The sequence below is a fragment of the Kitasatospora sp. GP30 genome (assembly GCF_029892145.1).
Taxonomy (GTDB): Bacteria; Actinomycetota; Actinomycetes; order Streptomycetales; family Streptomycetaceae; genus Kitasatospora; species Kitasatospora acidiphila.
Map to the genome: position 1 here is coordinate 1 of NZ_JARZAH010000001.1, position 24,278 is coordinate 24,278.

The window sequence follows — 24,278 nt, forward strand, 5'->3', positions numbered from 1 at the left end:
GGGGAAGTAGAGGGCGGGGCCTTCGGGGTCCTTGCTGTCGCGGACCGGGGTGACGCCGGGGAGGCCGGGAGCGACCTCGACGCAGTTGCCGCCGTGGTCGCTGTAGGACGACTTGACCCAAGCCGTCGCAGTGAGGTCAGTCATGCTGGAGTTCCCTTCGCACCGTTTTGATCAGGTCCAGGGTCTGGGCTGGACTGAGCGCATTCACCTGCAGCTGATCGTAGGCCACTTCCCAGGCCCTCAGCAGCTCCAAATCCCGTTCCAGATAGCCCCGTGCGGCCGATTCGCTGTAGCCCAGCAGGCTCCGGTCGCGCATGGTCAGGAGCACCACTGGCCGGTTGAAGGGCTGGAGCTCACCCATGCTGAACGGGACGGCCTGGATGGTGACCTTGGGGCGGGTCGCAAGCTGCTCCAGGTAGTCGAACTGGATGTCCATCACCTCCGGTCCGCCGACCATCCGGCGCAGACAGCTCTCGTCCATGACGGCATAGAACCGGGGCGCGGTCGCGGCGTTGATCAGCTGGCGTTGGCGGTTCTCCAGGAACGCCAGGCGCTCGCGTGCCTGGCCCGCTGTGACCGCCCCGCGCCTCACATGGGCGCTGGCCAGGGCCGCCGCATACTGCGGTGTCTGGAACATGCCGGGAATGACGTTGAGTTCATACGTGCGGATCTCCGCTGCCCGCACCTCCTCGTTCGACAACTCGGTGAACCCGTCGAGGAAGACCTGGTCCTTGATCGCCCTGCAGAGGATCTGGAAGGTCAGGCCGGTGCCGAACAGCTCATCCGCTCTTTTCGCGAACTGGGGACTCGGTGACTTCGCCCCCGTTTCTAGCCCGGAGATGTGCGCACCGGTGCACCCCATCAGCTCGCCGAGCTGCACCTGGGTCCAGCCCTTCTCCATGCGTGACTTGCGCAGTTGGTTGCCGAAGGCGGCCACGGAAGACGCCGAGGGGTCCAGCTTCTTGATGTTCATGGTGGCTCCCGCTATCTAACCCGGGGGTTTCCGAAAGTTGCGCAAGTACCGGACAGCCCGGGATGGTTGTCCCGCTCGGTGGTCGTACGGCTACCAAGAGGAACGGTGCTGCCCAGCGGCAGGATCGCTGATCACGCGTCAGATCGCCAGCCATTCCGCACGCGTAGCGCAACTTTGCTCGATTCGGGATGGATTGAGGCAACCGCACGTCAACTAGCCGAATGACTTTGTTCGTTTACCCGCGTTTTCCGGACCAGACCGATCGGGCCCTTGTCGTCCCTGAGGACGGTCCGCCCCAACCGCCGTGAACCGAAGGGATATCGCCGTGAGCACCGCTCCCTCCTCCCCGTCGGCCTACCAGGCCGCCGCCCTCGCCGAGCTGCGCTCCCTCGGGTGCAGCCTGGACCGCCAGGTGGCCGAACGCACCGGTGTCGCCGAGCACGAGGTGGACGCCATGCTCCGCCTGATGAAGCAGGTGCACACCGGGATCGTGACGTCCCACGGGGAGAGCAGGGTCGCCCGCGCCGCCTAGCCGGCGCTCCACAGACCCCCGCAGAGCAAGGCGTTTCTGCGGGTTCGGCCCCTCTCCGGTGGCACGAGGGGGTCAACTCCGCCATCGGCCATGGGCGTTGGCCGAAGCGGACACCGGGGGCCCCGCCTGCGGGCGGGGCCACCACCGCCGCAGACTCCCGCACGGCCGAGCTTGGGGAAGAGGCCGCGCGGGCCGCCCGCCCCGGTCGCCGCCCCGTGCACGGCGTCCGACCGGGGCGGGCTATCCACCACAGGGGGGCCGGTCCACCAGTACAGGAGGCCTCATGCGTCTCATTCCCGTGCCCACTCCGACTGTTGACGAGCCGTCCGTCACCGCCGCCGACGACCCCCTCCTCGCGCTCGTCGTCGGCGCCACCCTGCGAGCGGCACGCCACCGCCTCCGCGATCACCTCACCAGCCTGGGCCTGGACCCCGACGACGCCTGCCTGGTCCTCTCGGAGCTGGTGGGAAACGCCCTGCTGCACGGCGGCGACACCGCCGCCGTCGCCTGGCGCCTGGCCGGCGACCGCCTCCACATCGGCGTCGCGGACGCCGCTGCCCTCAGCCTCCCGGTCATCCAGGACAGCTGCACCCGCGAGGGCGGCCGCGGCCTGCTCCTCGTCGAGCAACTCGCCGAATCCTGGGGCGTGCGGCCGCTCGGCGCCCTCGGCAAGGAAACCTGGTGCAACCTGCAGGTCGCTTCGGCCTGAAGCACCGGACCCACTCATCTCGCCACCGTCACCCACCAGATGAAGGAAACCACGATGCCGAACACCGTCCCCGTTCCGTGGGGTACCACCCGCATGCGCCCCTACGCCGACACGCACCCGGTGGCAGCGCTGACCGCCGCCATCGACCCGCGCACCCAGGTCGCCGTCTTCCACGACCAGCAGGGCCGCACCGTGGAGATGGGCAAGCACGGCACCAGCACCGATACCAGCACCCCGACCAGCACCGGTGGCGGTGGCGGCGACGGGCAGAGCGGAGGCCAGTCCCAGCCGACCGACCTGGACAGCATCACCGCCAACGACCAGGACTGACGCAATGACCGGAGAGCGGCAGCGGGCCGTGCTGGTCCTGACCTCCCCCTATGACGCGACGGCCGACCTGGTCCTACGGATCCTGGCCGACCGCCGGGTCCCGCTCGTCCGTACCGACCCCAGCGCCGATCTCCACCAGGGTGCCGCGCTGACCGCCTGCTACACCAGCGGCGGACGGCGCGGCACCCTCACCACCGCCAGCCGAACCCTTGACCTCGACCGGGTCCGATCGGTCTGGTACCGGCGTCCATCGAACTGGCAGGCCCCGGACGGCATGGAGGGACAGGATGCGGCGTTCGCCCGCTCCCAGGCGCAGTGGGGCGTCGGCGGCATCCTCGGTGCCCTGCCCGGCGCCCACTACGTGAACCACCCCTGGCGGATCCGGGACGCCGAGCACAAGCCCGCCCAACTCGACGCCGCGCTCGCCACCGGGTTCGCCGTCCCGGACACGATCGTCACCAGCGACCCCGCGCAGGCCCGTCGCTTCTGCGCCGATCAGCGCGGCGGAGCCGTCTACAAGCCGCTGTGGAACTCCCCCTACGCCAAGGACAGCGGCGCTGCGCAGGCATGGGTCGCGCCGGTCGCGCCGGGCGAGATCACCGACGCGGTCTCGGCCTGCCCGCACCTGTTCCAAGCCCGGGTGGACAAGGACTTCGACGTGCGGCTCACCGCCGTGGGAGCCGAGCTGTTCGCCGTACGGATCGACAGCCCCGACCTGGACTGGCGCCGCCGCCAGCACCTGCTCGCGTACACCCCGATCGACGTCCCGCCCCCCGTGCGCCGCTCCGTGGCCCGCTATCTGGAGCGGTTCCAACTCGTCTACGGTGCCTTCGACTTCGCGGTCGACCAGACCGGCCGGTGGTGGTTCTTCGAGTGCAACAGCAATGGGCAGTGGGCGTTCTTCCCGCCACCGACGACCGATGCCATCGCCACTGCGATCGCCGACCAGCTAGAGAAAGGCCCTGCCGCATGACTCCCACGTCCGCCGGACTGCGTGCCGCCCTGGCCCAGCAGTTGGCCGCCGACGGCTACCTCACCGACCCGGCCTGGCGCGCCGCCGTCGAGGCGGTCCCCCGTGAGGTCTTCGTCAGCGAGTACTTCCGCGAGATCGCCGGCTCGTTCCCGACCGCCTACGAGCCCGTCACCGAAGGCGGTGACCGCCGGCTGCAAACGGTCTACGGCAACCAGACCCTCATCACCCAACTCGACGGACGGCTACGGCCAGGTGACACGGACGGCCCGGCTACCGGCTCCCCGTCGTCATCCTCCACTCTGCCGTCACTCGTCGTGCAGATGTGGCACCAGCTCGACGTCCAGCCCGGCCACCGGATCCTGGAGATCGGGACCGGCACCGGCTACTCGACCGCACTCGGCGCGCACCGCCTGGGCGCCGAGAACATCACCAGCATCGAGGTCGACCCGGGGGTGGCCGCCCGGGCTGCCACCTCCTTGAAGGCGGCCGGGTTCGCGCCGCACCTGGTCGTCGGCGACGGGCTGGCCGGCCACCGACCCGAGGCGCCGTACGACCGGCTGATCGCGACCTGCGCCGTCCGCACCCTGCCCTACGCGTGGCTCCACCAGGTCCGGCCGGGCGGGAAGATCCTGGTCACGTTCTCCGGGTGGATGTTCGCCTACGGCCTCGCCCTGCTGACCGTCACCAGGCCGGGCGAGGCGACGGGCCGGTTCCTGCCCGGCCACACCAGCTTCATGATCGCCCGCCCGCACGACCGGCCGCCCCGCCAGAACCCGGCGCTGCTGCCCGGCGACGAGACCTCGACCTGCCTCGATCCGGCCGTCCTCAGCAGCTGGACCGGCAGTTGGGTCGCCCAGCTCGCCGCGCCGTCTGCCGAACGCATCGGCGCAGGGAGCCAGCAGATCCTCGCGGACCACGCGACCGGTTCCCAGGCCCGCACGGCTCCGGACGGCGACGGCGGGTGGACCGTCACCCAGCGCGGCCCACTCCGCCTGTGGGACCAGGTCGAGAGCGCGATCCATGACTGGCAGCACGCCGGCGCCCCGCACCAGGAGCAGTTCGGCATCACGATCACCGACCACGGACAGCGGGTGTGGATCGGCACCGAGGACGGACCCGGCTGGAACCTCCCGGTCTAGCCGTCGCCGGCCGGCTCCCCGTCACTCGGCGGGGCGGTCAAAGACAGGGCCCCCGTCGTCAGTGACAGGGCCCCCGTCGGCGTCGTGCCGACGAGGGCCCACGGCCGCTGCTGGGCTCAGTCCTTGTCCCCCGGGACGAACAGCAGGCCCTTGGGGTTGACCAGCGTGACGCCGGCCGAGACGTGGGTCACCACACCGGTGCGGGTGTTCACCACCGCGAGCGCCGGGTCGTTCGGCAGGTCGCCCGCCTTCGGCGCGGGCTGCGAGGCGAACAGCGTCCCGGCGGGGACGTCCCCGGTGTCCGCCCGGTAGATGGTGCCGGTGCCGCCGTCCGCGACGAAGAGGGTCCCCGGACCGTCCACCCGCTCGACGTCGTCGAGCTGCGGGGTGGCCGCGCCCTGGGAGGGGGTCACCGCGTTGGTGAGGTTCAGCTGCTTGACGGTCGGCTTCTTGGCGTCGAGGTCGGTGACGAACACCAGCTTGCTGTCCGCCTGGGCGTCCTGGACCAGAGTGCCGCCGTCCTTGCCCCGCAGGAACCGGTTGGAGTCCGGGTCGGTGAGGCCGAGCGGCGCCGAAGTCGGCTGCCCGGCAGCCGGGTTGATCACCGGGACGGTGTCGTTCACGCCGAACAGCGGCGTCAGCCGGGCCGTCGAACCGCTCAGCTTGAGGGTGTAGACCGCAGCGGTGTTGTCGGCGCCGGGCAGCGAGGTGTCCGGGTTGGAGTGGGCGACGTAGACCGTCCCGTTGGAGCCGATCGAGATCGCGTCGGTGCCGCCGTTGGTGCCGTCGGTGCCGGTCTCGGCCGGGCTCGGGCTGTAGGTGTAGTGCGTGATGGTGCCGTGGCCGTCGTGGTCCCGGTCCGGCGTGATCACGTACAGGCTGGAGTTGAGGTCCTCGTTCGCCGAGGCCAGCACCCGGTGGTGCTTGGTGTCGGCGGTGAGCCCGTCGACCTTGCCCGGGATGGTGTAGGTCTGCTTGACCGCGCCCGTCTTGCGGTCGAAGGCCACGACCGTGCTCCTGCTGCCCGCGGGCGAGCCGTCGGGGCCCGCGTCGTTCTGGTAGGTGGCGAAGAGCAGATCGCCGAGCAGGGTGATGTCGTCGAGGCCCTTGGCACCGGCGGGCGCCGAGGCGAACGGCTTGAGCTGAACCGACGGCACCGGCGCGGCCGAGGGGTTCGTGGTGTCGGCGAAAGCGGCGGGTGCGGTCACCACGGCAGCCGACAAGGCGGTGAAGGCGGCCAGCAGGCCGACTCGGCGGCGGGTCGTCTTGCGCATGGGCATGCGAAGGCTCCAGTGCAATGGGGGAGGCGCTCCCGGAGCGGAGCAACGCCGTCACCATCCTGGAAGCCTGCGCTGAGTAGCAAGATCGAAGTCCGGTTCCGACCGACTGTTCACCGCCCTGCCCTGGCGAGTTCCGCCCCCTCCCAGCTTGCGCAAAGGTGCAAGCGTCAGAGCTGCCGCAGTTCGTGGCGGCATCGCCTCGGGTTCCTGCATCCCGGTACGCCTGCTCCCCATCGTCGATCCTCGGTCAGCCGACCGGCGGGCGCTGCGCTCCTGATTCGCTTCGCAGGTCAGCCGATCAGGACTCGCATCGTGTCGTCATTGACGAAGATCCGGCCGTACTTCCCCTCTGAGAACTGGCGCAGTAGGCCGAGGCTGACGAGTTTGTTCACCGCATTGCTCGCAGCCGGGTAGGTGACGCCGTGGCGCTCGGCTGCCCAGGTGATCGTGAGCATGGGGTAGCCGATCAGGTCATCGACGATCCGTTGGGTGACGCCCTTGGAGCCTGCACGGTGCAGCATGTCGAGCATCTTCTTCTTCAGGCCGACGAGCGTCCCGATGCGCTCGACGGCCTCCCTGGCCTGCGCGGTCACCGCATCGCAGAAGAACTGGACCCACGGCTCGAAGTCGCCAGTGGCACTCACCTCGAACAGATGGTCCTGGTATTCGCGGCGCCGTGCCTCCAGCCATGGGGACAGGGCGATGACGTGCAGTGCAAGCTCTCCGGCGGACATCAGCTGGAGCATCGCCACCAGGCGGCCCAGGCGGCCGTTCCCGTCGTTGAACGGGTGCAGGGTCTCGAACTGGTAGTGGCCGATCGCCATGCGCACCAGCAGGGGCATGTCCTCGCTGGCCCTGTTGATCCAGCCCTCCCATTCGAGCAGGCCGTCCCGTAGGTAGTGGCCATGTGGGCAGGGAACGAAGCGGGCCTTCTCGACGTCGGCAGTCTTGAGGCCGATGAAGACATCGGTATCGCGAACACGGTCGGCTTGAACGGTGTCGCTGGAGGTTCCGCGTACGAGGATGCCCTGCAGGTGTTCTAGTAGGGCGACCGTGATCGGTCGGTCCTTGATCCACTCGGTCGCGGTCTCTGCGGCGGTGACGTAGTTCTGGATCTCGGCCACCTCGGGGCTGATGGTGGAGGCGTCCTCGAAGTCGGCCTTGAGGACGTCCTCCATCGCTGCGTAGGTGCCCTCGATCGCGGAGGTGCTGAGAGCTTCCCGCCGGATCGCAAGCCGGGCCAGCAGATCCGGATTTGGGAGCTGGGTGACTGCCTGGTCGGCGCGAGCGACCATGCTCGTGGCCCGCGTGACAGCCATGTAGGTCCGTGCGCTCAGCACGACCTCTTTCGGTGGCGGTGCGGGCAGGAAGGCGTGGGTGTTGTACGCGCGTTGGTTGCGCGGGTCGAATCCGCTGATCGGGATGAGCGAGCCGACGGGTGACTCCGCGAGGCGAGAGATGTCCACGAAATTAAACTGTATCGGCAAAAACTTGAAAAGGTCGCCCGGGTTTTCAAGTCGCCTTGAGCGCGCTGGACCTGCCTTCGAACCCTTGTCTGAGCGGCTAGTCAGATCCGATCGGGCATGCAGGCGGACTTGAAAACCAGGGTTGCAAACTAAAGTCTGAGCGAAGGGGCCCAGCCGTGCGTGGCGGGCCCGCGCGTCGATACGGCCCTGATCAGCTGTTGCGCCCAGCTGCCGGGGAGAACAGTGTGCCGCCGTGTGGTTTGCGACCCACGGCCGTCGCCGCACCCACCGGGTTCTGGCGGTACCGGCTCAGGCTCCCAGGCGTTGCAGACGGCTGACGGCTTCCTGGAGGACTTCGTCCTTCTTGCAGAAGGTGAACCGCACCAGCGAGCGGCCGACCTCCGTGTTGTCGTAGAAGACCACGTTGGGGATGGCGACCACGCCGCAGCGCTCCGGGAGGGTGCGGCAGAACTCGATGCCGTCCTTCTCGCCGAGCGGGGTGATGTCGGTGGTGATGAAGTAGGTGCCCTCGGGCTGGTGGACCCCGAACCCGGCCGCCGAGAGACCGTCGGCGAGCAGGTCGCGCTTGCGGAGCAGGTCGGCGCGGAAGTCGGCGAAGTAGTCGTCGGGCAGGCGCAGGGCGTCGGCGACGGCGTACTGGAACGGGCCGGCGCTGACGTAGGTGAGGTACTGCTTGGCGGTGCGGACCGTCGCGACCAGCTCGGGGGTGGCGGTCACCCAGCCGACCTTCCAGCCGGTGAAGGAGAAGGTCTTGCCGGCGGAGGAGATGCTGACGGTGCGCTCGCGCATGCCGGGGAGGGCGGCGAGGGGGTGGTGGGTGCCGGTGAAGACGAGGTGCTCGTAGACCTCGTCGGTGATCACCAGGAGGTCGTGCTCGATGGCGAGTTGGGCGATCGCGGCGAGCTCGTCGTCGTTGAGGACGAGGCCGGTGGGGTTGTGGGGGGTGTTGATCAGCAGCAGCCGGGTGCGCGGGGTGATGAGCGAGCGCAGCTCGTCCAGGTCGGGGCGGAACTCGGGTTGGCGCAGCGTCAGTGGGACCCGGGTGGCGCCGGCCATGGCGATGCAGGCGGCGTAGGAGTCGTAGAACGGCTCGAAGGCGATCACCTCGTCGCCGGGTTCGAGCAGGGCGAGGAGCGAGGCGGCGATGGCCTCGGTGGCGCCGGCGGTGACCAGTACCTCGGTGTCGGGGTCGTAGGTCAGCCCGTAGAACCGCTGCTGGTGCTCGGCGATCGCGGCCCGCAGCTCGGGGATGCCGGGGCCGGGCGGGTACTGGTTGCCGCGGCCCTCGCGCAGTGCCCGGACGGCGGCTTCCCGGACCTCCTCGGGCCCGTCGGTGTCCGGGAAGCCCTGCCCGAGGTTGATCGAGCCGGTGGCTGTAGCGAGCGCCGACATCTCGGCGAAGATCGTCGTCCCCATACCCGCCAACCGGCGGTTCAACAGCGGCCTCGCACCCATTGTGGCTCCTCGCAGCTCGTCGTCAGGGCAATCCTCTGATGGCCGGCGGGCGATGGACAAGCATGCGCACCCGCCGACCGGGCTGTTCCGCCGCTGCGTGGAGTCGGCGGCATCGGAGACAGCCGCGCGTATTGCCCGCCGGTCGGGCCCACGGAGCGCCGACTCCTAGCTCACCCGGGGGGAGGGGGGAGGGAGACTGCCAATCCCGCTCGGCCCGACTTCCTCGGGCCGGGCGGGATTGGCGGCGTCATGCGACCAGTACGGGTCGTCGACCGATGCGCACGAGGCGGCGTAGTCAAGCGGGCCCTGGCCGAACCCGCCCTCCATGTTGTTGTCGCTGGTGTCTTTGACATCGCTCAGGGTGGCCCGCAACTCGGCGCAACCGTTCACACCGACGACGAACCAAAGGCTGAGCTCCGAGCTGTTCACCTCCACGGCCCAGCCTTCACGGTGGACCGGATACCCCTTTGCGGCCCAGAGTGCCTGGACGATGTCGAGCGGCTCGTGATCCCGCGTGGAGCTGATCCGGACTTTGGCCGCCTGTTTGGCGGTCATCTCCGCCCGGCCTGTCTTCTTGCACCCGGATGTTCCGCAGAATCCGGTCAGGTTGGGTTCGCTTTCGTACCTGGCCTCGGCCCACTGGAGTCCTGGGTGGAAGGCTCCCGCGACGTCGGCGAGCTCGGCCTCGATCCGGTGCTGCGCCTGCTCGACCGGCATGATGGGTTTGTCGGGCTCCGGCCAGACGTACCAGCCGACCAGGAGTGCCAGCAGTACCCCTGGCACGGTCTTGCGCCAAACCGCGGCCCTCACGACGGCCCCTCCCGGGTGATCGTGTTCCCGTGGCCGCTCACGATCCTCCCGACGTTGGAGAGCGAGTCGCCGCCCTTCTTGACGTCGAAGTAGTTGTCATGGGAGTCGCCCAGTGAACCGTCGGCCACCGAGAAGCGCTGCGCGCCGAAGCCTTGGCTTGCCGGGTCCGCGCCGAACCACGACCCATTGAAATCAGGCCCACCAGTCCCCTTCCCGAGGGTCGGCGGCACCTCCATGGGATCATTATTGGCCATGCCGACGTACACGTGATCCGCACCGACCCCGAGCTGCGATGCCGTGTCCACCCCGACACCCGGGCTGCCGACCAGCACGATGTCGTCGACGGGCAGGCCACCGGGCTGCTGGGTCGCCTTCCCGACCACCAGGGAGCCGTAGCTGTGCCCGATCGCGGTCATGTGTGCCGGCGCCCCCTCGTGGGTGGCCCGGAGTCCGGTGAGGAACTTGTCGTACGCGGGCCCGCCCTGGTTCGCCCGGTCCTCCATGAGCACCGAGGGGCCGTCCAACTGCGGGGCGTCGTACCCCAGCCAGAACACGGACGCGACGCTCGGCGTGTCGCGGTTGACTTCCGCACTGTCCACTGCGGAATCGTAGATGTTCTTCGCCGTCATGGCATCGCCCCCTCCGACGCCGGCCAGGTTGCTGTTCAGCCCGGGCACCAGCGACGAGACGTTCTTGGCCTTGTCCGGGTCGCCCCAGGACAGGATCGCGCGGCCCTGCCCCTGATCGCCGATCCCCAACAACAGCAGCGGCGGGTTGGAGTTCGGCCCGCCACCGTCCCGGTACTTGCCGTCGAGCCGGCTCTGAATGGTCTGGAAGCCGGTGAGCTGCTCCTGCAGGGCGTCGTGCTTCTGCTTCCACGCGGTGTAGTCGGGGTTCTCCACCGGCCCGCCGTTGGTCTCGGCGACGCTCAGCATCTTCGGCGGCTCGGGGCCGAGGTTGGCGAGTTGGGTCTGGCGGTCCTGGATCAGGTTCTTCAGGTTGATCCGGTTGGCCTGGTCGCGGGCGACGGCGGGGATGCCGTCGAGGTTGCCGATCTGGTCGGGGTGGTTGAGGATCATCCGCTGCTGCTGCTCGTCGGTCAGGCCGTTCCACCAGGCCTTGACGCTCTTCGGGTCGGTGCCGGCGCTCTGTCCGCAGCCGTCCAGCTCAGCCGGATTGACCTGGAACCCCAGACCGGGATCCGCCATGTGTTCCCCCCTGCGCTCTGCCGCGGGCGTTGCCCGAAGCCCGCGTTCCCCCAGAAATGATTACTTTCGGATAGGCATCGGTTTCTGGCTGCGATCGGTGGACCTGGGCGCTGGCATGAACGCGAGCGGGGCATGGACAGCCAAGGCGTGGGAGCGCTCGCAGGCGGACCTGGCATCTCGGCCGGGCCACCGCAATCGCCCTCAGCTCACCAGCGAACAGGGCGGGCGAACAGGGCTTGACCCAGCCGACCTTCCAGCCGGTGAAGGAGAAGGTCTTGCCGGCGGAGGAGATGGCGACGGTGCGCTCGCGCATGCCGGGGAGGGCGGCGAGGGGGTGGTGGGCGCCGGCGAAGACCAGGTGTTCGTAGACCTCGTCGGTGATCACCAACAGGTCGTGCTCGACGGCGAGTTGGGCGACGGCTAGCTCGGCTCGTACACCGTCAGCCCCGCGCCCTCCAGGGCCAGCGCCGTGAGCCCGGTGTCGCTGCCCGAGGTGTGCTGCTCGCCGGCGGACCAGAGGACGCCGGTGCCCGCGGTGATGGGGTGGGGGACGCCGTCGGGGCCGCTGACCCAGCCCTCGCCGGCGATCACCAGGAAGAGCTGGTCGCAGGGGGCCGGGTGGGTGCCGATCGCGCCGCCGGGCTCGATGGTCAGGCAGGTCAGGTGGACCGCGCCGTCCTCGCCGCCGGTGGCGACCCGGGTGGCGTGGGCGCCGGTGCTGGCGTAGCGGGCGATCAGCCGCTCGGCGCGGTCGAAGGTGAAGAACTGCACGGGCGGTCCCAGCGGAGAAGGACCTGGCCCGGCCCGCTGGGAGGGCGGGCCGGGCCAGGAATCACAGGTGCGGGCAGGCGGGAGGTCAGTCCTCGGCCGGGCCGTCGCCGTCGGGGCCACCCTCGCCGTCGATCTCCTCGATGTCCTCCTGGAGGCCGAGGCGCTCCACGATCCACTGCTCGAAGCCGACCGCCGCCTGGGTCCAGTTGGCGGTGGTGGTGATGAAGTAGTCGATGTTGACGCCGGTGCCGATGATCATCTGGCACTCGCCGATCAGCCGGACGACGCCGTCCTCGTGGGTGTGGGTGTAGACCTTGGGCCAGAGGGTCTCGCGGTTCCACTCGTCGATGAGGTCGAGGATCTCGCCCTTCTGCTCCAGCGTGTACGGCCGGTCGTAGAAGGCGCGGACCGCGAAGAGCTCCTTCTGGTCGCCGCGGAACATGTAGTAGACGCGGAAGCCGTCCCACGGCGCGACGAGGTCACCCTCCTCGTCCACCACGTGCTTGAGCTGCATCTGGTCCAGCAGCTGCGTCACCAGGTTCTGGTCCGGGACCACGATCGGCGGCGGACCGGCCGGACGGCCGCCACCGCCCGCGGGCGGCTGAGGAACGCCGAAGGACGGGATCGACGACGGGTCAATGCTCACGGGGGAGGTCCCTTCAACAGTGCACGAGGGTGGCTGGTGGTGTTCGGGGCCGCCCTTCCAACTGCTTCCCATCCTGCCTCATCCGGGGCCCCGGGCACAGGCGCTCAGGGCCGCGGTTCGAGGTCGGCACAGCAAGATCGGTTCACCGGGTTGACGACGGTGGTCCGGCGCGGCCGCTCAGTGCCCGGCGCGGCCGCCCAGTGCCCGGCCGGCACCGCTCAGTGCCCGGCCCGCACCGTCAACCGGTCGCCCGCCTCGTCCCGCTCGACCACCACGGTGTCGCCGTCGCGGACGTCGCCGGACAGGATCGCCCGGGCCAGCTGGTCGCCGATCGCGGACTGCACCAGGCGGCGCAGCGGCCGGGCGCCGTACGCCGGGTCGTAGCCGGTGAGCGACAGCCAGTCGCGGGCCGCGCCGGTGACGTCCAGGGTGAGCCGGCGGTCGCGCAGCCGCTGGGCGAGCTTGGCCACCTGGAGGTCGACGATCCGGCTCAGCTCCGCGGAGCCCAGCGGGTCGAAGACCACGATGTCGTCCAGCCGGTTGAGGAACTCCGGCTTGAAGTTGCCGCGCACCGCGTCGAGCACCAGCTCCTTCTTGGCGGTCTCCGGCACCGTCGGGTCGACCAGGTACTGGCTGCCCAGGTTGGAGGTGAGGATCAGGATGGCGTTGCGGAAGTCCACGGTGCGCCCCTGCCCGTCGGTCAGCCGACCGTCGTCGAGCACCTGGAGCAGCACGTCGAAGACCTCCGGGTGGGCCTTCTCCACCTCGTCGAGCAGCACCACGCTGTACGGGCGGCGGCGGACCGCCTCGGTGAGCTGGCCGCCCTCCTCGTAGCCCACGTACCCGGGCGGGGCGCCGACCAGGCGGGAGACCGAGTGCTTCTCGCCGTACTCGCTCATGTCGATCCGGACCATCGCGCGCTCGTCGTCGAAGAGGAAGTCGGCCAGCGCCTTGGCCAGTTCGGTCTTGCCGACGCCGGTCGGGCCGAGGAAGAGGAACGAGCCGGTCGGGCGGTCCGGGTCGGCGATGCCGGAACGGGTGCGCCGCACCGCGTCCGAGACGGCCTGCACGGCGGTCTGCTGGCCGATCAGCCGGCGGCCGAGCTCCTCCTCCATGCGCAGCAGCTTGGCGCTCTCGCCCTCCAGCAGCCGGCCGGCCGGGATGCCGGTCCAGGAGGCCACCACGTCGGCCACGTCGTCCGGGCCGACCTCCTCCTTGACCATCGAGGCGGTGGCATCCTCGTCCTGCGCCTTCTCCTGGGCATCCGCCAACTGCTGCTCGGCGGCCGGGATCTCCGCGTACATCAGCTTGGAGGCCTGCTCGAAGTCACCGTCCCGCTGGGCGCGTTCGAGGGCGCTGTGCAGACCGTCGAGGCGCTCCTTGAGCTCGCCGACCCGGTTGAGGCTCTTCTTCTCCTGTTCCCAGCGGGCCGTCAGGGCGCTCAACTGCTCCTGCCTGTCGGCCAGATCGCGGCGCAGCCGGGCCAGCCGCTCGACCGAGGCGGCGTCGGACTCCTTCTCCAGGGCCAGCTCCTCCATCCGCAACCGGTCGACGGCGCGCTGGAGTTCGTCGATCTCCACCGGCGAGGAGTCGATCTCCATGCGGAGCCGGGAGGCGGCCTCGTCGATCAGGTCGATGGCCTTGTCGGGCAGGAACCGGGAGGTGATGTAGCGGTCCGACAGCGAGGCGGCGGCGACCAGCGCGGCGTCCGCGATCTGCACCTTGTGGTGCGCCTCGTAGCGGCCCTTGAGCCCGCGCAGGATCGCGATGGTGTCCTCGACACTGGGCTCGCCGACCAGCACCTGCTGGAAGCGGCGCTCCAGCGCCGGGTCCTTCTCGATCCGCTCGCGGTACTCGTCCAGCGTGGTGGCGCCGACCATCCGCAGCTCGCCGCGGGCCAGCATCGGCTTCAGCATGTTGCCGGCGTCCATCGAGGAGTCGCCGCCGGCACCGGCGCCGACCATGGTGTGCAGCTCGTCGATGAAGGTGATGACCTGGCCGTCGCTCTGCTTGATGTCGTTCAGGACGGCCTTCAGCCGCTCCTCGAACTCGCCGCGGTACTTGGCGCCGGCCACCATCGCGCTCAGGTCGAGCGCGACCAGCCGCTTGCCGCGCAGCGACTCGGGGACGTCGCCGGCGATGATCCGCTGGGCCAGGCCCTCGACCACGGCGGTCTTGCCGACGCCGGGCTCGCCGATCAGCACCGGGTTGTTCTTGGTGCGCCGGGAGAGCACCTGGACCACCCGGCGGATCTCCTGGTCGCGGCCGATCACCGGGTCGAGCTTGCCGTCGCGGGCGGCCTGGGTGAGGTCGGTGCCGTACTTCTCCAGCGCCTTGTAGGTGCCCTCCGGGTCCGGCGAGGTGACCCGCCCTGAGCCGCGGACCTCGGTGAACTTGTCGAGCAGCGCGGTCGGGGTGGCGCCCTGGCGGGTCAGCAGCTCGGCGACCGGCCCGCCCTCGGCGGCCAGGCCGACCAGCAGGTGCTCGGTGGAGACGTAGGCGTCGTCGAGCTTCTCGGCCCGGCGCCCGGCGTCCTCCAGCACGGCCAGGGTGTCGCGGCCCAGCTGCGGGGCGGAGACGGTGGATCCCTGGGCGCTGGGCAGCGCCTTGAACTGCTGCCGGGCGGCGCCGATCAGCTGCGGAACGTCGGCGCCGACCGCCTCCAGCAGCGGACGGGCCAGGCCCTCGGGCTGCTCCAGCAGGGCGAGCAGGATGTGCACCGGCCTGACGTCCGGATTGCCGGCGTTGCCGGCCTGCCGGATGGCGACGGACAGGGCGTCCTGCGTCTTGGTGGTGAACTTGCTCGCGTCCATGGCCACGATGGGGTGCTCCTCCAGGTGCTTACTGGCTACACGATGCTTATTGGGTACTAAGGCAAGTTGAGTCTAGCGCGCTCAGGTTTGATGCCTCAAGTATGCGCGGCCTTGGAGCTGGTCAGCGCCAGCAGGTCGCGGGCCGGGCCGCTCGGCCGCTGCCCGGCCGGCCAGACCGCGCGCAACGGCCGGCGCAGATCCAGGTCGGCCACCGGCACCTCGACCAGCCGCCGGGTGGCCAGCTCGTCCGCCACCGCCAGCTCGCTCAGGCAGACCGGCCCGGCGCCGGCCAGCGCCGCCGCCTTGAGCGCGGTGGTGGAGGCCAGCTCCAGCAGCGGTTCGGCCGGCGAGCCGAGCGCCCGGTCCAGCACCTCGCGGGTGCCCGAGCCCGGCTCGCGCAGCACCAGCGGGGTGCCGGCCAGCTCGGCCCGGGTGACCGGGGCGCGCCGCCTGGCCCAGGGGTGCCCGGGCGCCACCACCACGGCCAGCCGGTCGGCCCCCACCGCCACCCCGGCCAGGCCCGGCGGGGTCCGGGTGCCCTCCACGAAGCCCAGGTCCGCCTCGCCGGCCAGCACCTGCCCGGCCACCGCCTGGGAGTTGGCGGTGCGCAGCGTCACCGCGGTGTCCGGGCGGACCGCGCGCAGCGCCAGCAGCCAGCCCGGCATCAGGTACTCGGCGACGGTCAGCGAGGCCACCACCCGCAGCCGGGCGTCCCGGTCCTCGCGCAGTGCGGCGATCCCGGCGTCCAGCGCCTGGGCGGCCTCCACGACCTGCCGGGCCCACTCCACCACCAGCCGCCCGGCCGGGGTGGGCCGCGAGCCGCGCGGCGAGCGCTCCAGCAGCGGCACCCCGAGCTGCCGCTCCATGCCCTTGATCCGCGAGCTGGCGGCCGGCTGGCTGATCCCCAGGGCCGCCGCCGCCCGCCCGACACTGCCCTGCCGGGCCACTTCGAGCAGCAGTTCCAGCGCGCCCAGTTCGGGGACCAGGGGGGAGAGAGCCATAGATCCAGGTTATGTCCCCATAGGTCCATGGCGGCTACCGGCGCGGGCTCGGCGAGCCGAGGGTGGAGTCATGACCACCCTGCTCGCCCGCCCCGCCACCGCCGCCGCCGCCCGCGGCCCGCTCGACCTCGCCCAGCTCGGGCCCAACTGGTACGCGGCCGTGATGGGCACGGCGATCACCGCCAACGCCGCCGTGGCGCTGCCCCACCGCGTGCCCGGTCAGCTGGGCTTCGCACAGGCGGTCTGGGCGCTGTCGCTGGCCATGCTGGCGGTGCTGGTCGCGGCCCGGCTGGTGCACCTGACCAGGCACCGGGCGGCGGCCCGCGAGCAGCTGCTGGACAACCCCGCCACCGCGGTCTTCTACGGCTGCCCGCCGATGGCGCTGCTGGCCGTCGGCTTCGGCACCCTGACGGTCGGCGCGCCGGTGATCGGCACCGGCCCGGCGGTCGCACTGGACCTGCTGCTGTGGAGCACCGGCACGCTCTACGCCGTGCTGGTCGCCGCCAGCCTCCCGTACCTGATGGTCACCCGGCACCGGCTCTCCGCGCTTGCCGCCAACCCCACCTGGCTGCTGCCGGTGGTCGCCCCGATGGTCGCCGCAGCGCTCGGCCCGGCGCTGCTGCCGCACCTGCCGGCCGGTCTGCGCCCTGGGCTGTTCTACGCCTGCTACGGCATGTTCGGCGCCAGCCTGCTGGCCGTCCTGGTGATGCTGCCGGTGGTCTTCGCCGGCCTGGTGCACAGCAAGCTGCCCGCCGTGCTGCTCACCCCCTCGCTCTTCCTGGTGCTCGGCCCGCTCGGGCAGTCCAGCACCGCGGTCGGCAACCTGGCGGACGCGGCCCGCACGGTGGCGCCCGCGCTGGCCGCCCCCGCGTTCGGCTTCGCGGTGCTCTACGGGGTGGCGATGACCGGCTTCGCGCTGCTCTGGCTGCTGCTGGCAGGAGCCGCCAACCTGCGGGCGCTGGTGCGGGACCGGATGCCGTTCGGCATGACCTGGTGGGCCTTCACCTTCCCGGTCGGCACCTGCGTCACCGGCACGGCGTCGCTGGCCCGGCACACCGGGTTCGCGGGCTTCGGCTGGCTGGCGGTGGCGCTCTACGGGCTGCTGCTGGCGGCCTGGGCGGTGGCCGGCGCGCGGACGGCGAGCGCGCTGCTGGGCGGCCGGCTGCTGCGCGCGGCGGTGTGACGTGCGCCGGCACGACGGGTGCCGGCATGTCGTTCGCCGGTGTGACGGGTGGTCATCTGACGGGAATGAACCACCCCTCGACGGCAGCCCGTCTGACGGAGCGTGTGATGATCTGCATCGCGCGACCGACCGAACGGCCGAACGGTACCCGGTTCTCGCGCCCTGCTCTGCCGACTGGCAAGATGGCGGAGGACAGTCAAGTCGGGGGTGGAGTGCGATGGCGGAGCCGGCCGATCCGGTGGGGCACCGCGAAGAGCCCGGCGCCCTGGATCTCAAGCTGGACCCGGCGGCCCGTGCCTTCTACCTGGCTGTGGTCGCCGGCGGCGGCTGGGTGAAGTCCGACGAGGTCCGGCCCGGGGACGCCGCGGCGCTGGACCGGCTGCTGGCTCTCGGCCTGGTCCGCGGCCTGCCCGGCGGCACCTTCTACTCGGTGGTCAGCCCGCGCGCCTTCCTCGGCCGGGCCGGCGGCGCCCTGCGCGCCCGGGCCGCCGAACTGCTCCGCCAGGCCGACGAGATGCCGGCCCTGCTCGACGAGCTGACCCAGGCCTACGAGGCGGCTCCCCGCAGCTACGGACTGCGCCCCGGCGTCGTGGACACCGTCACCGACCGGGACAACATCCGGCACCGGATCGCCCAGCTGGTGGCCGACACCGAGAGCGAGATCCTCACCGCCCAGCCCGGCGGCGACCGCCCCGCCGACCATCTGGCCTGGGCGATGGCCCAGGACGTGCCGTTCCTGCGCGGCGGCGGCGTGATGCGCACCCTCTACCAGCCGGTGGCCCGCACCGACCCGGCGACCAGCTCCTACGCGGCCGCCGTCACCCCGTACGGCGCCCGGATCCGGGTGCTGGACGAGGACTTCCAGCGAATGCTGATCTTCGACCGCAAGGTCGCGCTGATCCCGGCCTCCGCCGACATGGGCAGCGCCGCGTTCGTCTGCGACCCCACCGCGGTCGAGGTGCTGGTCGAGATGTTCGAGCGCGACTGGCAGCGCGCCGAGCGGGTGGCCTGGGGCTCGGCCCACCCGATGCCGGACGCCGGGGCGGTGGCCGACCGGGTCGCCCGGCTGCTGGCCTGCGGCCTGAGCCGGCGCGCCATCGCCAGCCGGATCGGCCTGAGCGAGCGCACCGTGGCGGCGCACATCGCCCGGCTGCGCCAGGAGTACGAGGCGGAGACGCTGTTCCAGCTGGGCTGGCTGATGCGCGGCCAGGGAGAGCGGGGCGCCGGCGACTGCTGACCCGCGAACCGATCGGTGCGGCCGGGCGGCTGCAGGAACACGCAGCTGCGGAAACCTGCACCGGTCCGCGCCTTGTCGTGCCGCGGGCACTGCGGCACCCTGGCAGCTCAGCTGATCGTCTGTCAGGAAACCGTCCGGCAAGGGGAATCGGGGGCGCCGAACGGTAGCGCAGCCCCTCGCCGGACGGGTCCGCGGGGGAGGAGTACGCGATGGTCGGGCGTTCGCATGTGCTGGTGGAGAGTCAGGTGGTCTGGGGCAAGCCGGAGGCGGACAGCTTCCTCAAGGAGGCCGTCTCGCTCGCCGAGTCCGGTGACCGGGTGATCCTCTACCTGGTCGAGGACGGGGTGTTCGCCGCCGTCTCGGACGGCATCCCGGAGCTGGCCCGGCTGGTGGAGCTCGGCTCCGAGGTCTGGGCCGACGAGTACTCGCTCGGGCACCGGGCGCTGGTCGCGACCCGGCTCTCCCCGTTCGTCCGGGTCAAGGCCGCCGAGGCGCTGGACCATGTGGTGCGGCAGGCGGACGGGCGGGTGGCGATCCACTGAGCGATCCACTGAGCGGCTTTGGCCCTGCGGTCAGCGGGGGCAGAGACCGAACGTTCTTCTCTCATACCCGCAGCTCAGCTGTGCACGGATGACCACAGCGCCGCGTCATTCTGCACGTTTGTGCAGTTGCGGGAATCTGCAGGAGGAACGCCCTTGTTCCCAGGTCCGCGCTTTGTGAGGCTTGGGATACACGCCAAGCCGCCCGGGTAACCGCAACCCGCTGGTGGTGACTCGTCCACCGTCCTCGCACAGGGGCAGAGGTATCTGTGCGAGGGGCCGGGGGACGCCGGGCGGTCGCTATTTGTGGTGATGGCGACCGCGCCCGGTACCAGCGAGGCGTTGCTGCTCCGCCTCGCTGGAAGCACCTCGGATTTGGCGTCAGTGAAGTGGATCCGCCCGGAGACAGGAGACCGAGAGTCCCTGACTCCGGGCCGGATCCGCCCACGGAGTCGACGTCGGTTGCCCGCTCGGGGGGCGGGCAACCGGACCCTCCTCCGTGCTGCCGGTGGCGCCCGCGGCGTGCCGTGCCCGTTCCTGATGAGATGATGCGCCCGAGGCGGTCGTTCGACCGCTGCCAGTCCGGCGCGCAGGGGGAACGGATGGCCGACATGCCTGACAAGTCCGAGGTGCCCGACAGTCCGTCAGCCGCCGCCCGTCCGCAGCCGGCCGAGCCGTCCCCGGGCGAAGCCGGCGCACTCGACAACCTGGTGGGAGGGCTCCCGCTCCCCGGCTACGCCGCCCGGACGCTCTATCTGGCGGTCCTCGGCGACGGCGGTCAGCTGCCGATGGCCACCGTGCCCGAGCCCGACCGGCCGGTGGTCGCCGAACTGCTGGAGCTCGGCCTGCTCAAGGCCGACCCGGTGGCGGGCGCCTACACCGTGGTCAACCCGCGGTCGGTGGGCGGCCGGCTCAGCGAGGAGCTGCGCTCGGCCGGCACCCGGCTGCTGGTCCAGGCCCAGGAGATGCCCGCACTGCTGGAGGACCTCACCCGGGCCTACGACCGGACCCCGCGCAAGGTCGACCGCTCCGGCGAGGTGCAGCACGTCCACGGGCACGCGGAGGTCCGGGCCCGGATCGACCGGCTGCGCGACGGCGCCACCGGCGAGCTGCTCTCCGCCCAGCCCGGCGGTGCGCTGAGCCCGCAGCTGCTGGACAACGCGGTCGCCGCCTGCAGCTCGCTGCTGGAGCGCGGCGGCAGCATCCGCACCCTCTACGAACCGGGCGCCCGGGCCCACGCCCCGACCGCCGCCTTCGTGCTGGACGCCACCGAACTCGGCGTGCGCTTCAGGGTGTTGGGCGAGTCCTTCAAGCGGATGATGATCTTCGATCGGTCCACCGTGGCGATCCCGTCCGGCCCCGACTACGCCAGCGCGGCCTTCGTCGAGGACCCGGCGGTGGTCGCCTTCCTGAGCGGCATGTTCGAACGCGACTGGGCCCGCGCCGAACCCGTCCAGTGGAGCGCCGCCACCGCCCCCGAGCCGGTCGGCCAGCCGGTCCACCTCCAGGTCGGCCGCCTGCTCGCCCAGGGCCTCACCCAGCGCATGATCGCGTCCCGGCTCGGCCTCAGCGACCGCACCGTCGCCGGCCACATCTCCCGGTTGCGCGAACTCTACGACGCCGAGACGCTGTTCCAGCTGGGCTGGCTGATGCGCGCCGCGAACGGAGACGGGCGAGGGGAGTAGGGGTGACGGGGGACGGCCCGGACGGCGGGAGAACCGCGCCACCGCAGGTGCCGGACGCCGCGGCGAAGGCGCTGTACCGGGAACTGCTGGCGGGGGGTGGGCTGTTCCACCCGGCCGAGGTGCCGGCCGGGGACGCGGTGGCCCTGGAGCAGCTGCGGGCAGCCGGGCTGGTGGTGCAGCAGCAGGGGTACGAGCTCTGGACGGTGGTCGACCCTCGTGCGGCGGCCGCGCGGATCAGTGCTCAACTGCGCTCTGCCGGAATGGACTTGCTGGTCCAAGCCGACGCGCAGCCCGGAGCGCTGACGGATCTGGCGGCGGCGTACGAGGGCATGCCGCGTCCGGCAGCCGGCAACAGCGTGATCCAGCAACTGCACGACCTCACCCAGATCCAGCAACGCGTGGAGCAGGCGGCCGCCGAGAGCAGGTGGGAGATCCTGGTCGCTGGGCCGGGACCTCGGCACCAGGTGGCGGCCGACCAGGCGAAGGAGACGGCCAGGGGCCTGGTGGGTCGAGGGGTGGCGTTCCGGGTGCTGTACCAGTCCGCGGCGCGGCAGGTGCCCGCAGTCGTGGAGTACGCGGCCTACGCCAGTCGTCTGGGCGTTCGCTTCCGGGTGCTGGATGAGCCGTTCCTGCAGACGATGATCTTCGACCGCAGGGTGGCGGTGGTCGGCTCCCCCGGCACCTTCCACGCGTCGTTCATCGAGGATCCGGTGCTGGTGGACCTGGTGGTGGACCAGTTCGAGCGGGACTGGGCACGGGCGGAGCGGGTGCGGTGGGACGCGCCGAGGGAGACGGACCCGTTGGTTCCACTGCTCGCCCAAGGGCTGACGCAGCGGGCGATCGCCAAGCGGCTGAGGTTGAGCGAGCGGACGGTGGCGACCCAGATCGCCCGGCTGCGCGAGGAGTACGACGCCGAGACGCTCTTCCAACTGGGTTGGCAGATCCGGGGCGAGCAGCCCGACTCGTGATCCGCCGAGCTGGGCTGCCCACCTCTGGCTACCTCTGGCCGGCGAGGCTCAGCCGGTCACCGCACCGGTGCTCGGCCAGCTGCTGTACGGGTTGCGCAGGCTGGAGGCCGGGCTGAACTGCTCGCCCGGGGCGGTCCAGAAGCCGTCGCGCAGCGAGAGCGCCATGCCGGCCCAGTCCAGCGCGGTCTCGACGATGTGGCGCAGGCTCTCCTCGGACCAGGTGTCGTCGAAGACCAGCGGGAGCACCGGGGCGACCTGCTCGATGGTGGCGATCAGCGGGTTGTGGGTGATCGCCTCGTCCACCAGCAGCACGATCGGCTTGCGCAGGGCGGAGCCCCAGCCGAGCTCCAGCGAGACGCCGGCGGAGAGCGGGGAGCCGACGTACGCGAAGATCAGGTCCGCGCTCTGCATGGCCCGGAAGTCGGAGGGCACCCGCGGCTCCGGGGCACGCCCCTCGATCGTCCACGCGTCGCTGTGGTGCGCGCTGAAGACCGCGGCGCCGCTGTGCAGCAGCGAGCTGCGCAGCGCGGTCAGGCGGGTCCGGCTGGCCAGCGTCACGACGCTGTCGGCCGGCCCGGTCAGTCGCATCAGCGGGGCGGCGAGGAAGACACGGGCCCGGCGACCTTCGGTGGCCTGGGCTGCGTGCTGGCGCATGTAGGGCTCAGTCATGGCGATGGCTCCGGGGATGGATGGTCCTGCGCTGTGTGGTGTCAACGCAGGTCAAGCAGGTGTCGACGACGGGGCGCGGTTACTGAAACCGCCTCGGGCTCGAGAAGAGGCGGGGGCCCGTCCGCTCATTGATCGTCACTGCTGACAACGCATGGAGTCCACAACGGTGGTGTGTCATCTCGCTGACTGGCATTTGGATGACACCGATGCACGTGCATCTGCAGGATCGGGCTGGCGAAGAGGTGTCATATTTCTGCCTGGCAGCACTATGACACCGACTGCTTGATGCCTGGGCTTGCCTAGCCGCCAGAGTATGGCTTTGATAAACACTTGTTCGCGTTCCCCTGCGGTGCTCGGGTATGCGTTGATAAGGATATATCAGGTTCATGACAAGGAGGCACAGCATGCGTCGGCCCCGATTTGCGGTTCGTGTGTTTGTGCTCGGTGCCACGGTCGGCGCAGGTCTGGCGGTGTCGGCACTCGCGCTGTCGGCTCAGTCGGCGGGCGCGGCAACTGCGTCCCCGAATGACTACATATGGGGCAAGAGCTCGACGGGTGCGGTGCTGCAGGCTGTTCCTGCCAGCCACCAGTCGGGCCCGGCCGGGGTCGCCCTGGCTGTGCCAGCCGACTATCAGTGGAATGCCAGGCCGGCGGCCGCAGCGGGCACCGCTGCGGTCAAGCCCCTTGACTACCAGTGGAACTGAGCAGTCCAGCCGAGCCCTCGCGGGATCGACGACACCCCGGATCGGTAGCGCTACCGCTCCTCGCTCGACTCTGAGTCGGCCTCCTCGTAGGCCGGCGCCGAGGAATTGAGGGCCATCCGCCAGCCGAGCTGGAAGAGGGTCTCCGAGTCGTACTCCTCGCGGAACTCGGCGATATGGCGTGCGAGCGTCCGCTCGCTGATACCGAGGTTTCTGGCGATGACACGGTGGCCGATGCCCTGTGTCATCATGCGCAGAATGTTGACCCGCAGGCGGGAGATGACCTCTTGCGGCACCTCGGTGGCGCCGACGAAGGGGATGGACCGCTCCCACATCTGCTCGAACGAGGTGAGCAGGTAGGCGACGATCGCCGGGTCGCTGATGAACGCGGCCTTCTCGGTGTCCCCCGGGAAGGGAATGATGGCGATGCGGCGGTCGATCACGAAGAGCCGGCTGAACGGCTCTTCCAAGGTGCGGACCTCGGCGCCCGCGTCCGTCATGGCCTCGACGTACTGCCGAGTGGGTGCCGAGTAGCGGGCGCTCGGGTGGTACAGAACGCGTCGTGCCACCCCACGGCGGACCAAGGAGAGGTCGCCCTCCAGCGCACCCTTCAGTAGGAGCAGCGACTGCCGGCGGCTGCCCCCGGGCTGCGCCGTCAGCAACTCGAACTCGGCGCTGTCGAGCAGCACTCCGACGCGTTGGTTGATCTCAACGAGGCCGTGTATGTGCTCGACCGGCCCGCCCTCTTGAATGTGCCGGTCGAGCGACTGAAAGGCGTGGTTCAGTTCCTGCATTGCGGTCGGGACGGCCACAGCTTGCGAGAGCAGCGAAAGGGCTTGCTTCTGCCAGGACGAACTCAGCCGCGCCGCAAGGCGATTGGGATCAGTCGCGGTCATGGTCGCCGGTTTTCCTTGGCTCAGAACCAACAGACCGAGTTCCGTCAGTTCCTTGCAGGGGGCGTTGAGATCCTCGCCCTCGACCTCCATGGTCCCGCCTGCCGCGATGACCTGGAGATACAGTGCCTTCGCCTCTGCGGAGACGAAGTCGACGTGGTCCTTCTCCCCCTCGGCGCCGCCTGTCGAACCCATCCCCTGGCTCCCCCTCCCGGGAAAAGTCGGTCACCAACACGGTTTGCCAACACGGCAGGCTGCACTCTACGCAAGCGCGGG

General features: G+C 70.7%; 24 protein-coding genes and 1 pseudogene. 11 read left to right on the forward strand and 14 right to left on the reverse strand.

The window, feature by feature from the left end:
• Both P3T35_RS00005 and P3T35_RS00010 read right to left on the reverse strand, forming a co-directional pair.
• Positions 1 to 144, reverse strand: a 144-nt coding sequence (locus P3T35_RS00005; protein WP_280704079.1) for a DUF397 domain-containing protein, incomplete at its 3' end; no start/stop codon positions are given.
• Positions 137 to 973, reverse strand: a complete 837-nt coding sequence (locus tag P3T35_RS00010; RefSeq protein WP_101380765.1) for a helix-turn-helix transcriptional regulator — start codon at positions 971 to 973, stop codon at positions 137 to 139. The genes P3T35_RS00005 and P3T35_RS00010, both read right to left, overlap by 8 nt.
• Positions 974 to 1,298: 325 nt before the next feature.
• On the opposite strand from P3T35_RS00010, the gene P3T35_RS00015 reads away from it, so the two are divergent.
• The 5 genes from P3T35_RS00015 (at position 1,299) to tgmC (ending at position 4,656) form a co-directional block, all read left to right on the forward strand.
• Positions 1,299 to 1,505, forward strand: coding sequence for a hypothetical protein (locus tag P3T35_RS00015; protein WP_101380766.1), 207 nt, complete (start codon positions 1,299 to 1,301; stop codon positions 1,503 to 1,505).
• Between the two features lie 283 nt (positions 1,506 to 1,788).
• The gene (locus P3T35_RS00020; RefSeq protein ID WP_101380767.1) at positions 1,789 to 2,214 is read left to right on the forward strand and encodes an ATP-binding protein; all 426 of its coding nucleotides are present in this window, start codon (positions 1,789 to 1,791) and stop codon (positions 2,212 to 2,214) included.
• Positions 2,215 to 2,268: 54 nt separating this feature from the next.
• Positions 2,269 to 2,544: a putative ATP-grasp-modified RiPP gene (gene tgmA / locus P3T35_RS00025; protein WP_101380768.1), complete on the forward strand. Its 276-nt coding sequence runs from the start codon at positions 2,269 to 2,271 to the stop codon at positions 2,542 to 2,544.
• Positions 2,545 to 2,548: 4 nt separating this feature from the next.
• Positions 2,549 to 3,517, forward strand: a complete 969-nt coding sequence (gene tgmB, locus P3T35_RS00030) for an ATP-grasp ribosomal peptide maturase (RefSeq protein WP_101380769.1) — start codon at positions 2,549 to 2,551, stop codon at positions 3,515 to 3,517.
• The gene (gene tgmC / locus P3T35_RS00035; RefSeq protein WP_101380770.1) at positions 3,514 to 4,656 is read left to right on the forward strand and encodes an ATP-grasp peptide maturase system methyltransferase; all 1,143 of its coding nucleotides are present in this window, start codon (positions 3,514 to 3,516) and stop codon (positions 4,654 to 4,656) included. The genes tgmB and tgmC overlap by 4 nt, the downstream gene beginning before the upstream one ends.
• 116 nt (positions 4,657 to 4,772) lie before the next feature.
• Here the strand turns inward: tgmC and P3T35_RS00040 are convergent, their stop codons facing one another.
• From P3T35_RS00040 to P3T35_RS00085, 10 genes and pseudogenes are all read right to left on the reverse strand, one after another.
• Positions 4,773 to 5,936: a hypothetical protein gene (locus P3T35_RS00040; RefSeq protein ID WP_101380771.1), complete on the reverse strand. Its 1,164-nt coding sequence runs from the start codon at positions 5,934 to 5,936 to the stop codon at positions 4,773 to 4,775.
• A 290-nt stretch (positions 5,937 to 6,226) separates the two neighbouring features.
• Positions 6,227 to 7,402 carry a Fic/DOC family N-terminal domain-containing protein gene (locus tag P3T35_RS00045; protein WP_101380772.1) on the reverse strand — a complete coding sequence of 392 codons (1,176 nt, stop codon included), beginning with the start codon at positions 7,400 to 7,402 and terminating at the stop codon, positions 6,227 to 6,229.
• 309 nt (positions 7,403 to 7,711) lie between these two features.
• Positions 7,712 to 8,878, reverse strand: a complete 1,167-nt coding sequence (locus P3T35_RS00050) for a pyridoxal phosphate-dependent aminotransferase (RefSeq protein ID WP_101380773.1) — start codon at positions 8,876 to 8,878, stop codon at positions 7,712 to 7,714.
• Between the two features lie 165 nt (positions 8,879 to 9,043).
• Positions 9,044 to 9,688: a hypothetical protein gene (locus P3T35_RS00055; RefSeq protein WP_101380774.1), complete on the reverse strand. Its 645-nt coding sequence runs from the start codon at positions 9,686 to 9,688 to the stop codon at positions 9,044 to 9,046.
• The gene (locus P3T35_RS00060) at positions 9,685 to 10,896 is read right to left on the reverse strand and encodes an alpha/beta hydrolase (RefSeq protein WP_101380775.1); all 1,212 of its coding nucleotides are present in this window, start codon (positions 10,894 to 10,896) and stop codon (positions 9,685 to 9,687) included. The genes P3T35_RS00055 and P3T35_RS00060 overlap by 4 nt, the downstream gene beginning before the upstream one ends.
• A gap of 238 nt (positions 10,897 to 11,134) precedes the next feature.
• Positions 11,135 to 11,314: pseudogene (locus P3T35_RS00065) on the reverse strand (aminotransferase class I/II-fold pyridoxal phosphate-dependent enzyme); the annotation flags it as partial.
• 2 nt (positions 11,315 to 11,316) lie between these two features.
• Positions 11,317 to 11,667, reverse strand: coding sequence for a cupin (locus P3T35_RS00070; RefSeq protein WP_101380776.1), 351 nt, complete (start codon positions 11,665 to 11,667; stop codon positions 11,317 to 11,319).
• 85 nt (positions 11,668 to 11,752) lie between these two features.
• On the reverse strand, positions 11,753 to 12,313 hold the full coding sequence (locus P3T35_RS00075) for a YbjN domain-containing protein (RefSeq protein ID WP_101380777.1): 561 nt from the start codon (positions 12,311 to 12,313) through the stop codon (positions 11,753 to 11,755).
• Positions 12,314 to 12,531: 218 nt separating this feature from the next.
• Complete coding sequence (clpB, locus tag P3T35_RS00080) at positions 12,532 to 15,126, reverse strand: ATP-dependent chaperone ClpB (RefSeq protein ID WP_101385060.1); 2,595 nt, start codon at positions 15,124 to 15,126, stop codon at positions 12,532 to 12,534.
• A gap of 95 nt (positions 15,127 to 15,221) precedes the next feature.
• Positions 15,222 to 16,127: a LysR family transcriptional regulator gene (locus P3T35_RS00085; protein ID WP_101380778.1), complete on the reverse strand. Its 906-nt coding sequence runs from the start codon at positions 16,125 to 16,127 to the stop codon at positions 15,222 to 15,224.
• Between the two features lie 70 nt (positions 16,128 to 16,197).
• On the opposite strand from P3T35_RS00085, the gene P3T35_RS00090 reads away from it, so the two are divergent.
• The 5 genes from P3T35_RS00090 (at position 16,198) to P3T35_RS00110 (ending at position 21,739) form a co-directional block, all read left to right on the forward strand.
• Positions 16,198 to 17,310, forward strand: coding sequence for a TDT family transporter (locus P3T35_RS00090; protein WP_101380779.1), 1,113 nt, complete (start codon positions 16,198 to 16,200; stop codon positions 17,308 to 17,310).
• 217 nt (positions 17,311 to 17,527) lie between these two features.
• Positions 17,528 to 18,547: a LuxR C-terminal-related transcriptional regulator gene (locus P3T35_RS00095; protein WP_101380780.1), complete on the forward strand. Its 1,020-nt coding sequence runs from the start codon at positions 17,528 to 17,530 to the stop codon at positions 18,545 to 18,547.
• 209 nt (positions 18,548 to 18,756) lie between these two features.
• Positions 18,757 to 19,089 carry a hypothetical protein gene (locus P3T35_RS00100; protein WP_101380781.1) on the forward strand — a complete coding sequence of 111 codons (333 nt, stop codon included), beginning with the start codon at positions 18,757 to 18,759 and terminating at the stop codon, positions 19,087 to 19,089.
• Positions 19,090 to 19,697: 608 nt separating this feature from the next.
• Positions 19,698 to 20,771, forward strand: a complete 1,074-nt coding sequence (locus P3T35_RS00105) for a LuxR C-terminal-related transcriptional regulator (protein WP_107503385.1) — start codon at positions 19,698 to 19,700, stop codon at positions 20,769 to 20,771.
• A 2-nt stretch (positions 20,772 to 20,773) separates the two neighbouring features.
• A complete protein-coding gene (locus P3T35_RS00110; protein ID WP_143676827.1) occupies positions 20,774 to 21,739 on the forward strand; it encodes a LuxR family transcriptional regulator in 966 nt (321 codons plus the stop codon).
• Between the two features lie 48 nt (positions 21,740 to 21,787).
• Here P3T35_RS00110 and P3T35_RS00115 read toward each other — a convergent pair whose 3' ends face one another.
• Positions 21,788 to 22,408 carry a hypothetical protein gene (locus P3T35_RS00115; RefSeq protein ID WP_101380783.1) on the reverse strand — a complete coding sequence of 207 codons (621 nt, stop codon included), beginning with the start codon at positions 22,406 to 22,408 and terminating at the stop codon, positions 21,788 to 21,790.
• 404 nt (positions 22,409 to 22,812) lie between these two features.
• Here P3T35_RS00115 and P3T35_RS00120 point away from each other — a divergent pair, with 404 nt between their 5' ends.
• On the forward strand, positions 22,813 to 23,112 hold the full coding sequence (locus P3T35_RS00120) for a hypothetical protein (protein WP_143676828.1): 300 nt from the start codon (positions 22,813 to 22,815) through the stop codon (positions 23,110 to 23,112).
• A gap of 50 nt (positions 23,113 to 23,162) precedes the next feature.
• Here the strand turns inward: P3T35_RS00120 and P3T35_RS00125 are convergent, their stop codons facing one another.
• Positions 23,163 to 24,197 carry a helix-turn-helix domain-containing protein gene (locus P3T35_RS00125; RefSeq protein WP_101380784.1) on the reverse strand — a complete coding sequence of 345 codons (1,035 nt, stop codon included), beginning with the start codon at positions 24,195 to 24,197 and terminating at the stop codon, positions 23,163 to 23,165.
• Between the last annotated feature and the right edge of the window lie 81 nt (positions 24,198 to 24,278).